The following is a 12,762-nucleotide window of genomic DNA, read 5'->3' as shown; positions in this document are numbered from 1 at the left end:
CGAGCCCATGCTCGGCTGCTTTGTCGGGGCAATGCGACCAGGGCGAGAAGCAGCCGAGCGTGGGCTCGGCTCTACAGAGGGCTCCTCAATCGTGCTCGAACCGCAAGGGCTCGCTGCCCATTGCCGGGTCACTGGTGCCGGGGCGCCCATCCTCGGCGCGGCCGGCCAGTCGCAGTGCACTGTCGCCCGCACCGATGCGCAGGTCGTACCACCCTGCGGTGGGCGCCGCGTTCCATGCCACCGTGGCCTCAGCATGCGCCGGCAGCGCCAGCGCCTGCTCCGGCATGTGCCCGGCATAGGCGCCGGCCTGCACCCGCACATTCTGCGCGCTGTTGTGCAGATTGCGCAGCTGCAGCCGTAGCTGGCCGTCCGCGCGCTCGATCGAAGCCTGCACGGCAGGCGCCTTGACCGCACCCTGGAAGTGGCGGTGGAAGCCGTTCGGACCAAGCAGCCAAAGGTCATAGCGGCCCTGGGCGTCCAACGGCCAGCGCTCGCGCAGCGGCGTACCTGGCAGCAGCGTGTAGCGGCGTGGTACCGCATCCAGCCGCAGCCGATCGTAGACATGCAGCACGGCCGGCGCGCCTTCGCAGGACAGCGTCAGATCCACACCCAAGGCATCGACTGCGGCAATCGATGCCTGCGGTCGATAGGGTAGGGCGCGCGCGGGACGTACACCGCTTTCCTGTTTCGCTGGCTTCAGCCCCTCCGGCAGCGTGGGCACGGTGCGCCCCGGCAAGGCAGCTGCGCGTGCGGCAACCGCACTCACGTCGGGCAGGCCACGGACGAACGGGCGGGTATCGCGCTGGGCAAAGTCGAACGCATTGCTGAGGTCGCCGCAGACCGCACGGCGCCACGGCGAGATGTCCGGCGCGGCCACGCCAAAGCGGCGCTCGATCAGCCGTATGACCGAGGTGTGGTCGTACACCTGCGAATCGACCCAACCACCGCGACTCCACGGTGAGATCACGTACAGCGGCACGCGCGGTCCCAGACCGTACGGGCGCCCGCGCAGTTCGGCGAGATCGTACTTCTCGTCACCCGGGGCCGGGTGCCGGTGGTACTCGCCTTCGGTGCTGACCGAGGACACACCCGCCCAGCCACGGTCCACCGGCGAAGGCGGGGCAGGTGGCGGCATGTGGTCGAAGAAGCCATCGTTCTCGTCGAACATCAGCAGCAGGGCGGTGCGGCTCCACACGTCCGGATCGGCGGTCAGCGCATCCAGCACGCGTGCGGTATAGGCCGCGCCCTGTGCCGGGCTGGACGGGCCGGGATGTTCGCTGCCGGCCGCGTCGGCGATGATGAAGCTGACCTGCGGCAGGCGCCCGTCAATGACGTCCTGGCGCAGCTGCGTCAGGCCCCGCGTGCTGACCCCGCGCGCGCGCAGCTGCGGGTCATGCCCTGGCGCCGCGCGGTGGGCCTGACGAAAGGCCTCGAAACCCGCCAGCGGGTTGTCGGTGAAGTTGTCGGCCATGTCCTGGTAGATCTGCCAGGACACGCCGCCCCTCTGCAGGCGCTCGACATAGCTGGTCCAGCGGTACGACGCCGGGTACCCGCCCTGTTCGGGAAAGTTGTCGTGCGAATTGGCGATCACCGGGCCGCCGGCACGCGCATGCCCATCGTTGTGGCCGGTCCACAGGAACACCCGGTTCGGGTTGGTGCCGGCCTGCATTGCGCAGTGGTAGGCATCGCAGATCGTGAAGGCATCGGCCAGGGCGAACTGGAACGGCAGGTCGCTGCGCTGGAAGTAGCCCATCGAGTGGTTCTGCTTGGCCTTCGGCCATTGCCCCATGCGCCCGTGGTCCCACGCCCGATGGGCATCGGGCCAGGTATGCGGCGTGCCTTCCACGCGCATGTAGCCGAAGTGCGCGGCGGTATCCAGCGGGAACGGCGCGATCGCGCGCTCGCCGCTGGCATCGGGCTGCAGCCACAGGCTGCGGACGCGGCCACCTGCTTGCAGCGCGGCGGCCGGGGCGACGAACCGATCACCGAAGCCACGTACGCCCGGCAGCGTGCCGAAGTAGTGGTCGAACGAACGGTTCTCCTGCATGAACACCACGATGTGCTGCAGGTCTTCCAGGCTGCGCGTCTGCGCGGCGGGGGCGATCGCGGCGGCCCGGGCGATGCTGGGCAGCAGTGGAGAGAGGCCGGCGGCAACGCCGGCCTGCAACAACCGGCGTCGGCCGATATCGGTCACAGGCTCACTCACAGGTCCACGCGGAAAGAGATGCCGACGGTGCGCGGAGCGCCGATGAAGGCGTTGTCGCGCCCGTCCACCCCTGCAAGATACCGTTTATTGGTGAGGTTGCTCACCACCAGGTTGGCGCCCATGCCCTTCAGGCGCGGCGACAGGCCCTGCAGGTCGAAGCCGATGTTGGCGTTGAGCACGGTCGCCGACGGCAGCTTGTTGACGTTGGCGGCGTCGAGATAGCGCGTGCCCAGGTAACGGCCGGACAGGCCGAAGTTCCAGTTCTCACCCTGCCAGTCCGCCGACAGGACGAGGGTCTGTTCGGGCTGGCCGATCACCTTGGCGCCATCGACGATGCCCAGCTGGGTATCGCGCGCGGCATCGCCGCTGCCGAGGTACCTGGAGCGGTTGTAGGTATAGGCGGCGTTGAGGCGCCAGCCGTTGTCCCAGCCGTAGCCGAACGCGGCTTCCAGCCCGTTGCTCTCCACGCCGCCGAAGTTCTCGTAGACGCCGTCGGTCTCGCCGAGATAGTCGATGCCGCTGACGAAACCTGCCGGCAGGTAGACGATGCGATTGTCGAACTTGATGTTGTACAGGGTCACCGAGGCGGTCAGCGGCCAGCGGCTGATGCGCATGCCCACTTCAATGTTGTCGGCGGTCTCCGGCTCGACGTTGCGGAAGCGCTGCGGGTCGGTCTCGCCGAGCACGCCGGAAGGAATCGCGGCGAAGTTCTGCGAGAAGCCGGCGAACAGCTCCATGCCTTCCACGCCCGGTGCCCAGGTCAAGCCGGTGGACAGCAGCGGGTCGGACCTGGAATCGGATTTGACGTGTTCGCTGGCACCGATCACGCGGCGGCGCGACTGGTCGACGAAGAACTGCTTCACGCCCAGGCGTGCGCTGAACGGCCCGAATCGCGCCACGTCCTCGACGTAGTACATCTGCTCGTCAACCTTGTACTTGTCCTCGAACTGTACCCAGTACGGCTGGTGGTCGAAGGCGATGTCCTGGCCGACGTTGAGCAGGCGATGCCAGTCGCGGCGCGCCGAACGGTCCAGCTTCTCCACCCACAGACCGCCACGGATCGTGTTGTCGACCGTGCCGAAGGTCTGCCGCCACTCGACGTCGGCGGTCACGCCCATGCGGTCGTTGTCGTAGTGCGTGTGGCGATACGACTGCGCGCCAAGCACGTTGCCGGCGTAGCAGTTCGGATCGTATTCGGCGGTGAAGCCCAGCCGCGGCGTGCAGTTGGCCAGGCGCTGCGCGGCGCTGCCGTCGGGATTGACGAAGAAGATCTGGCCACGGTTGCTGCCGCCGAACACGGTTTTTCCACCGATGTACTCCGACTCGGGGCGGCCCGCACCGTCATCGCTGACCTGCGCCAGATAGGGAGGCAGCCAGTCGCCACGACCTTGCATGCGGTGCCCGTAGGCGGCCACCGAGGCCTTGAAGCCGTTGCCACCGTCGAAGGCCGCGCGCAGGTAGCCGAAGGTGTTCTCGCGCAACGCACGCGAGCCGGAACGGTAGTTCTGGTCCAGGTAGGGAATGCCGGTGAGGATACCGACCAGGTTGTCGCGATCCGGATTGGTCGCGAAGCCCTTCGGTGAGACGCTGGTGTATTCCGGCTCGTCGGCATCGTTGTAGGACAGGTAGCCGGTCAGGGTCCAGCGATCCAGTTCGGTGATGAACTTGCCGGCGATGTGGTCGTTGCTGGTCTTGCCGCTGCCATCGATCCAGTCATGCACGCGCGCCGACGAGGCACTGACCCAGGCGCGGGTGTGGCCGCCGAGCAGGCCGGTGTCGTAGCGCACGTAGTACTTGCGCGCATCGTTGTCACCGGCGCCGACCACGAAGCGCAGGCGGCTGTCCTGCAGCGGGTCGCTGGTAAGGAAGTTGAGCGTGCCGCCCAGGGCCTCGTTCGAGCGCGAGGAGATATCGGCAGTGCCCTGGCTGACTTCCACTGTTTCCAGGTCGAGGGCGTCGATGTAGCGGTTGGCCAGCGAGCCGCCGCCGTAACCCGAACCGCCGTTGGGGAGGCCGTCGATGGTAGTGCCGATCTGCTGTGTGTCGCGGTTGGTGACAAAGCCACGCATGCTGATCTGCGTGCCCCACACCGATGAGCCGGTGGCATCGGCTTCGCTGACCACCACGCCGGGCACCTCGTTGAGTGCATCGTTGACGCTGCTCATCACGGTCTGCCGGTTCAGCGTTTCCGCGCGCACCGATGTCTTGGCGTAGCTGGTGGCCTGCCCGATCACCTGCACCTGATCGAGGGTGCGGGCATCGCTGCTGCGCGCTTCGGCCGCCTCGCCCTGCGGTGCTTCGGCCAGGGCGTCCAGTGCGGGGGCGATCAGCAGGGCCAGCAGCGAGACACGGGGAAAACGCGCAATCGTTCGCATCGAAACCGGACCTTCAGCAGAGGGAAGCCCCGGAGTGTCGGCAGCGCCAATGACATCGGCATGACGCGAAGATGCAGGAACCGTGTTGTGTGACGGCCCGCAGCTGCTGCCTGCATCAGTACCGCGCGTCCTTGGGTTTCGGGTCGCGCGGCCAGTCCTTGCTCTTGTTGGCGAAGTCCGGCCGCGGCTGGTTGATGAAGTAGCTGGCGATGTCCACCGCATCCTGGTCGGGCATCACCTGCTGCCCCAGTGGGGGCTCGCGGGTCACCGCCGGCGGCATGTTGTGCTTGACGAAGCCGGCGGCCTTGTACAGGCGCGCCATGCCGGCGCCGATGTTGAAACTGTGGTCGCCCCACAGCGGCGGGAAGGCGATGTCACCGCTGGCGTCGCGCCGTCCTCCGCCGTTGTCGCCATGGCACGCGGCGCACTGCACGGCGTACAGTGCCTGGCCACGGATCGGGTCCGGGGCCAGCGTGCTGTCGATGGGCCCCTCACTGGGGGCGGACACCTTTGCACCCTCTGGCACAGGACTGCTCAACCACGCCATGTAATCGAGCATCGCGCGCATCTGCGGCGAGTCCTTCGGCAGAGGCTTGCCGTTCATCGAACGCTGCAGGCATCCGTTGATGCGCTCGGTCAGCCCGATCACCTTGCCCGGGCGCGGCATGTAACGCGGATAGGCGCCGCCGCCGGTGTTGAAGTAGTGATTGCCGAAAGGCCGCTTGCCTTCGGCCATGTGGCACGAATTGCAGTTCAGATCGTTGCCGACATTGTCCGGCAGCAGCCGTGCAGTCTCGTTGAGGAGGCGGCGGCCGAGCATCACCGATTCGGCATTGCCGAGACCGGCGATCTCCTCGGCACTCGGCGCATGGTAGTGGCCGACCACTTTGCCCTGCGCATCGAGGATATCGATCGTGCTGGCGACGGCGGCATCCAGATCCGGGTACAGATGACGGTAAGCGAGGGTACCGGCGCCGGCCAGCAGCACCAGGGTGATCGCACTGCCGAGCAGCAGGCGGGAACGCGTGCGCGAACGCTTCATTGTGCGGCCTCCTGCGGAACGTAGTGCACCGGCTTGTCGCGCACCACCCGACGCATGCGCGCCACGTCGACCTCGCTCACTGCGCTGGCCTGATTGCCCCAGCTGCTGCGGATGAAGGTCAGGATCTGTGCCAGCTGCGCGTTCGGCAGCTGCTCGAAGCCTGGCATGCTGAAGGCCATGCGGTCGTGCCGGGTATGTGGTGTGCGGCCGCCGATCAGGGTCACCTGCACCAGCGAGCTGGGGTCATCGGCGAACACGATCGAGTTGCCCGCCAGCGCCGGATAGACGCGGGCCATGCCGCGGCCGTCGGCGCGGTGGCAGGCCTGGCAGTGCTCGGCATAGGCCAGCGAACCGGCCACGCGATAGTCGCCGCTGCGCAGTGCGGCGGTGGTGGTGTCGGTACCGGGGGACCACTGCGAACTGCGGCCCTCACGCGCCGGCAGCTGTTTCAGGTAGCGGGCCATGGCCAGCAGGTCGGCGTCGGACAGGTACTGCGTGCTGTGCTCGACCACGTCGGCCATGCCACCGAAGGCCGCCGATCGATCAGTGCGCCCGGTGCGCAGGAAGTCCACGATCTCACCCTCGCGCCAGCTGGCCAGGCCGGTCGATTCGCTGCGCAGGTTCTTCGCGTACCAGCCTTCCAGCACCGAACCGGACAGGAACTGGCGGCTGCCATCATCGGCCATCGCCTTTTCCTGGAACGCCAGCCCGCGTGGCGTGTGGCAGGCACCGCAATGCGCCAGGCCTTCCACCAGTTCGGCACCACGCTGCTGGCCGGCGTCCAGCGACGGATCCGGGCTGAAGCTGCGTGGGCGTGCGAACAGCAGTTGCCACCATGCCAGAGGCCAGCGCATGTTGGCGGGCCATGGAATCGTGCTGTCGGCGTTGTCCTGCTGCACCGGCTGCACCGAGCCCATGAAATAGGCGTACAGCGCCTTGATCTCGGCGTCGCGGGCAATCACGTACGAGGCGTACGGCATTGCCGGATACAACGGCTGGCCATCGTGACGGATGCCGCGACGTACCGCGCGTTCAAAGTCGGCGTAGTCGTAGGCACCGATGCCGGTCTGCGGATCGGGCGTGATGTTGGTCGAGTAGATCGTGCCCATCGGCGTCTGCATGCCGAGGCCACCGGCGAACGGCTTGCCGCCCGGCGCGGTGTGGCAGGCCGCACAGTCGGCGGCGCGCGACAGGTACTGCCCCTGTGCGATCAGCGCCGGGTCGTGGATGTCGACCTGCGCGGCCTGCCGAGGTGCGAACCAGTAGGGCGTGCTGCGGGCGATGCCATAGGCGGCGGCCAGCGTGGCGGCCAGGGCAATGGCGAGCTTGAACGAGGTGCGCATGGGGGCACTGTGGGCAAGCATGCCGGCGTATTCATTGATCCGGATCAATGCCGAGGTCGATCGCGCCATTGTGACAACCTGAATCGATCCCGCATTGTCATCAAGCCGTCATCCACGCGCGATAGATGGCCTACGCCCGCGTCGTTAACCTGCCACGCTGTCGCATCCTTTCCCGATTGCCCATGAAGCGCTTGCTGCTGTTGCTGCTGGCGTGCGCCGGCCTGTGGCTGGCTGCATGCTCATCCTCGATCAACGCCTCGTCTACCTCGCTTGCCGACCGGCTGATCGCGCCAGGCGGCGTGTCGACCCTGCTCGATCGCCCGCGCATCGCCGCGGCCATTGCCGGGCTGCCCAACCGCCATGGCTTCGCAGCGGGTCGCGATGGCGTGCCGATCTTCTGGCGCGTGTTCGACCCCGGCGACTACGGCGCGCGGTACCACTACCTTCCGCAGCGTCATGAGAACGGCCTGCCTCTTGATACCGGCCTGAGTCTGGCCGTGCCACAGCCGTTCCGCGCGCAGGCGCCACGCGGCACCGTGGTGCTGCTGCATGGGTGGATGATGAATGGTGATTCGATGCTGCCATGGTCGCTGCAGCTGGCCGAGTCCGGCTACCGCGTGGTCACGCTCGATCTGCGCAACCATGGCCAGTCCGGTGCAGGTCCGTCCGGCTATGGCACCTATGAATCGGATGACGTCGTCGATGTCATCGGCGAGCTGCGCGCGCGCGGCGAAGTGACCGGCCCGCTGTACCTGTTCGGTGTGTCCTATGGTGCGGCCACGGCGGTGTTCACCGCCGACAAGCTGGGTGACCAGGTGGCCGGCGTGGTGGCGATGGAATCGTTCGCCAATGCCGGTGCGGCGATCCGCACGATGATCCCGCACCTGATGGGACTGCAGCCGGAGGGCCTGAAGGCGCAGGCGGTGGCGTCGTACGCACGCTGGCGCTATGGGGGCCAGGACATCAACCAGGTGATCGCCGCCGCCAGCCGCCGTATCGATGTCGATCTGGACCGCGTCGACGTCGCGCGTGCGCTGGCCGATACCCGCGCCTGTGTGCTGTTGCTGCACGGGCAGGGTGACCAGCACATTCCGGTCAGCCAGGGCCGGCAGCTTGCGCAGGCCAACCCGCGCGCGCACTACATCGAAATGCGTGGAGAGGACCACATCACCCTGCCGCTGCGGCTGGACCTGCTGGCCGGCGTAGTGGATGACTGGATGGCGCGCGACGAGCACCACCCGCAGAGCGCGTGCCCAGCCCCACAGCTGCCGGCCCAGGCCGAATGGCTGGCACACGGCTGAAAAAAGGGGACGGAGGGGATTAAGTCGTTTGCAGCACACTCGGGGCAGATGCGACTTAATCCCCTCCGTCCCCTTTTTCTGTCAGGCCACGCGTCGGGCCAGTGAGCGGGCGGAGGCGGCTACGCCCAGCAGCAGTAGGGCGACGCACAGGAAGGCAAAGCCGAGGCTGGTGGCATGTGCCACTGCGCCGATCGCCGCCGGACCAGCGAGGATGCCGGCGTAACCCAGTGTGGTCACGGCAGTGATGGCGATGCTTTCCGGCATCACCCGCTGCTGGCCTGCCATCGAGAACAGCGCCGGCACGATGTTGGCGCAGCCCAGCCCAACCAGCACGTAGCCGGCCAGCGCCACCGGAAACGAGGGCACAAGCGTGGCCAGGGTGAAGCCTGCCGCGGCCGTGATACCGCCGAAGACCAGGGTGCGGGTGCGGCCGAGGTGCTCGACGATGCCGTCACCGAACAGGCGCATTGCCGTCATCGCCAGGGTGAACAACGCGAAGCCGGCCCCGGCCTGGTCACGCGGCACCTGCCGCACTTCGGCCAGGAACACGGCGCTCCAGTCCAGCATCGAGCCCTCGGCGAGGAACACCACGAAGGCCAGGACGCCGATGAACAGCACCACGCCATGCGGCAGTGCCAGTAAGGGGCCTTCGTGCAGGATCCGTTGCGGACGCCAATGCGGCGCCGACAGCATCGCAACCAGCAGCAGTGCCACCACCGAAACCAGCGCGGCCAGCCACAGCGGCGTGCCGAGGATCAGCAGCCCGGTCATGCAGCCAGCACCGACGAATCCACCGATGCTGTAGAAGGCGTGGAAGCCGGACATCATCGCGCGCCCGGCATCGCGCTCGACTGCCACCGCCTGCATGTTCATCGCACAATCCAGTGCACCGACGCCGGCACCGAACACGAACAGTGCCGCGCCCAGCGACACCGGCGAGGGTGCCAGCACCAGCAAGGGCAGGGCGCACAGCATCATCGCGCAGGTGATCACCATCACCCGGCGGCAACCCAACCGCCCGGTCAGCGCACCTGCCAGTGGCATCGCCAGCAACGAACCCAGCCCAAGACACAGCAGCACGGCGCCGAGGCTGGCGTCGGTCAGCCCGGCCTTGGCCTTGGCGTAAGGCACCATCGGCGCCCACGCGGCGGTGGCGAATCCAGGAATGAAGAAGGCGGCACGGGTGGCGTGCTGCTGGGCACGTGGGGATGAAGGCGTCATGCGCGATGCGAGATCCGGGGGGCTTCATGAAATCGTTTTCAGGGCGGATCGGCAAGTGCCATGCATGACATTGAACGACGCATACGATTGCAGTGATTCGATTGCGTCACCAGCGATTAACGCCGCACACGGACAGTGGCTGCACGGCCCGCATCCCGCCGGCCGCTCCCGGAGATCCGTACATGAGCACGACACCCACCATCCTCCTCGTCCATGGATTCTGGGGCGGGGCCGCACATTGGGCCAAGGTGATCCTGGAACTGCATCGCAACGGCCACGACCGTGTGCAGGCGGTGGAACTGCCGCTCACCTCGCTGGCCGACGACGCAGGACGCACCCAGAAAATGATCCGGCAGATCGACGGGCCGGTGCTGCTGGTCGGCCACTCCTACGGCGGCGCGGTGATCAGCCAGGCCGGTAACGAGCCCAACGTGAAGGGCCTGGTCTACATCGCTGCCTTCGCGCCTGATGCAGGCGAGAGCCCCGGTGGCATCACCCAGCAGCACCTGCCGGAGGCGGCGCCGAACCTGGCACCGGACAGCGATGGCTACCTGTGGCTGCGTGCGGACAAGTTCCATGAGAGCTTCTGCCAGGACCTGAGCGACGACGAAGGCCGGGTGATGGCGGTGACCCAGAAGGCGCCGCTGGCCAGCACCTTCGGCGACACGGTCAGCGACCCGGCGTGGAAACACCAGCCGAGCTGGTACCAGCTGTCCCGCCATGACCGCATGATCGCGCCGGACAACCAGAAGGCCATGGCCACGCGCATGCAGCCCAAGCGCCTGCTGGAGCTGGATGCCAGCCATGCCTCGCTGGCCTCGCAGCCGAAGGAAGTGACCGCGCTGATCCTGGAGGCCTGCGCCGCCATCGGCGGCTGAGACCGCCGCAGCACACCGCACGACAGCCGGGGCGCAGGGGAGTACACTCCTGCGCCTGCGGCCATCCGGCCGCTCCCCTCTCTTCCCTCAAGCCGCCGCCAGAGGATCCCACCCTATCGTGGAGGTCCCGCCGTGCTGTCTGTGCCTGTCCGTTTTCCGCTCTTGTTCCCGCGTCGCCTGCCGCTGCCGCATGCACTGGCCCAAGGCCTGCTACTGCTTGCACTGGGCAGCGGCACCGCCGCTGCCCAGTCCACCCAGGACGAGGACAAGGCCAAACCGGCACCCGCCTCGCAGACCCTGCAGACCGTGCAGGTCACTGCCAACCTGCTCGGCACCATCACCGAGGGCAGCGGCGCCTACACGCCCGGCACCATTGCCACCGCCACCCGCCTGGTGCTGACGCCGCGGCAGACGCCGCAGACCATCAGCGTGATCACCCGCGCCGAGATGGATGACTTCGGCCTGCACGGCATCGATGATGTGATGCGGGTGACCCCTGGCATCAGCATCGTCACCTATGACAGCGAACGCACCGAGTACTACGCACGCGGGTTTGCCGTGCAGAACTTCCAGTACGACGGCATTCCCATGTCGCGCGACTCGGCCTATTCGGCCGGCAACACGCTCAGCGACACCGCCATCTACGACCGCATCGAAGTGCTCAAGGGCGCCACCGGCCTGCTGACCGGCATGGGCGATCCCGGTGCGACCATCAACCTGGTGCGCAAGAAGCCGGGCAAGGACTTCGCTGGCAGCGCGACGCTGGGTGTGGGGCGCTGGGATGATTACCGCGCCGAGATCGATGTCGGCGGCCCGCTGGCAGCCGATGGGCGCGTGCGGGGCCGTGCGGTGGGCGCCTGGCAGGACAAGCATTCCAATCTCGATTACTACCAGCGCACCAGCAAGGTCGGCTACGCAGTACTGGAAGCCGATCTGGGTGAACGTACGCTGCTGACCGTAGGCGGCGATGCGATGGACAGCGACCCGAAGGGCTCGACCTGGGGCGGTATTCCGCTGCTGGACAGTGCCGGCAACTTCAACGACATGCCGCGTTCGTTCAACAACGGCACCCGCTGGAGCGGGTGGCGCCAGTATGTGCGCACCGGCTTTGCCACGCTGGAGCACACCTTCGACAACGACTGGGTGGCCAAGCTGCAGATCAACCACCAGGTCAACGGCTATGACGCCGCATTGGCGGGAGCCGCCGGTGGCAATCCCGATCCGGTTACCGGCGAAGGCGTGTCATTGTGGCTGGGAAAGTACGTCGGCAAGACCGTCAGCAATGCGGTCGACTTCTATCTGAGCGGTCATTTCGGCCTGTTTGGCCGCGAGCATGAACTGGTGGTGGGCGGCAGTGCTTCGCGCAAGCGCTGGACCAATACCGGCTACGCGCCGCAGTCCGGCTATCCGACCGAGGTGCACGATTACCGCGCATGGCAGGGCGACATTCCCGAGCCGCAATGGCAGCGCAGCTACGACAACAATGAAGTGACCCGCGAGAATGGCCTGTACGTAGTCGGTCGCTTCGACGTCGCCGATCCACTGAAGGTGATCGTCGGTAGCCGCCTGGCCAGCTATCGTTCGCCGGGCACGCACGAGACCGGCGTGTTCGTACCGTATGCCGGCGTGGTCTATGACCTCGGCGAGCGCTATTCGGTGTACGCCAGCTACAGCACCATCTTCAAGCCGCAGGGGCAGCGCGACGAGCAGGGCAAGGCGTTGGATCCGCTGGAGGGTCGCAGCTACGAGATGGGCCTGAAGGCCGAGTTCCTCGATGGCCGCTTCAACGCTAGTGCAGCGCTGTTCCAGCTCGACCAGGACAACTTCGCCCAGCCCACCGGTGGCAAGACGCCGGACGGGCAGGATGCGTATCGCGCCCTGATGGGCGTGCGGACCAAGGGCTACGAGCTTGAGATGTCGGGCCAGCTGGCAGAAGGCTGGCAGGTGCAGGGTGGGTTCTCGCACAAGATCGCCCGCCAGGCCGGTGCCAAGGTCACCACGCTGGAACCGGAAAACCAGTTCAGCCTCCACAGCAGCTATCGCCTGCGTGGTGACTGGAAAGGGCTGACGCTGGGCGGTGGCGCGCGCTGGCAGGATTCCACCTTTGGCGAGATCAGCAACCCGGCCGCCGGCGCGCAGGTCGTGCATCGCACCCAGCCGTACTGGCTGCTTGATGCGATGGCACGCTATGAATTCAATGATCGGCTGTCGGCCACGCTCAACGTCAACAACCTGCTGGACAAGCGCTACTACACGATCTTCAGCTGGTACAGCACCTACACCTGGGGCGAGCCGCGCAATGTGCGGTTGAGCTTGAATTACAGGTTCTGACGCGCGTCGTGTAGAGCCGAGCCTACGCTCGGCTGGCTGTCAATCCGCAGCCGAGCGTGGGCTCG

At 67.0% G+C, this 12,762-nt stretch carries 8 protein-coding genes; 3 read left to right on the top strand and 5 right to left on the bottom strand.

The window, feature by feature from the left end; translation table 11 throughout:
* Positions 1-85: 85 nt before the first annotated feature.
* The 4 genes from ABGA94_RS09520 to ABGA94_RS09505 form a co-directional block, all read right to left on the bottom strand.
* On the bottom strand, positions 86-2,194 hold the full coding sequence (locus ABGA94_RS09520) for a phosphocholine-specific phospholipase C (RefSeq protein ID WP_375367124.1): 2,109 nt from the start codon (positions 2,192-2,194) through the stop codon (positions 86-88).
* An 8-nt stretch (positions 2,195-2,202) separates the two neighbouring features.
* The gene (locus tag ABGA94_RS09515) at positions 2,203-4,581 is read right to left on the bottom strand and encodes a TonB-dependent receptor domain-containing protein (protein ID WP_375367122.1); all 2,379 of its coding nucleotides are present in this window, start codon (positions 4,579-4,581) and stop codon (positions 2,203-2,205) included.
* A gap of 115 nt (positions 4,582-4,696) precedes the next feature.
* Positions 4,697-5,623 (bottom strand): c-type cytochrome, encoded by a 927-nt coding sequence (locus tag ABGA94_RS09510; protein ID WP_134955195.1) that lies wholly within the window; start codon positions 5,621-5,623, stop codon positions 4,697-4,699.
* Complete coding sequence (locus tag ABGA94_RS09505; RefSeq protein ID WP_111128178.1) at positions 5,620-6,966, bottom strand: cytochrome c; 1,347 nt, start codon at positions 6,964-6,966, stop codon at positions 5,620-5,622. The genes ABGA94_RS09510 and ABGA94_RS09505 overlap by 4 nt, the downstream gene beginning before the upstream one ends.
* Positions 6,967-7,148: 182 nt before the next feature.
* Between ABGA94_RS09505 and ABGA94_RS09500 the strand changes: the two genes are divergently transcribed.
* A complete protein-coding gene (locus ABGA94_RS09500) occupies positions 7,149-8,267 on the top strand; it encodes an alpha/beta hydrolase (protein ID WP_005416104.1) in 1,119 nt (372 codons plus the stop codon).
* Positions 8,268-8,348: 81 nt separating this feature from the next.
* On the opposite strand, the gene ABGA94_RS09495 is transcribed toward ABGA94_RS09500, so the two are convergent.
* Positions 8,349-9,488: an MFS transporter gene (locus tag ABGA94_RS09495; protein WP_095377458.1), complete on the bottom strand. Its 1,140-nt coding sequence runs from the start codon at positions 9,486-9,488 to the stop codon at positions 8,349-8,351.
* A 182-nt stretch (positions 9,489-9,670) separates the two neighbouring features.
* On the opposite strand from ABGA94_RS09495, the gene ABGA94_RS09490 reads away from it, so the two are divergent.
* Both ABGA94_RS09490 and ABGA94_RS09485 read left to right on the top strand, forming a co-directional pair.
* Positions 9,671-10,366, top strand: a complete 696-nt coding sequence (locus ABGA94_RS09490; RefSeq protein WP_069137898.1) for an alpha/beta hydrolase — start codon at positions 9,671-9,673, stop codon at positions 10,364-10,366.
* Between the two features lie 132 nt (positions 10,367-10,498).
* The gene (locus ABGA94_RS09485; protein WP_375367120.1) at positions 10,499-12,697 is read left to right on the top strand and encodes a TonB-dependent siderophore receptor; all 2,199 of its coding nucleotides are present in this window, start codon (positions 10,499-10,501) and stop codon (positions 12,695-12,697) included.
* Positions 12,698-12,762 lie beyond the last annotated feature (65 nt).

Source organism: Stenotrophomonas sp. 3diitr2024 (assembly GCF_042136455.1).
Lineage (GTDB): Bacteria > Pseudomonadota > Gammaproteobacteria > Xanthomonadales > Xanthomonadaceae > Stenotrophomonas > Stenotrophomonas sepilia.
Note: the sequence above shows the minus strand (reverse complement) of the source record. Positions and strands in the feature narration are given on the sequence as shown.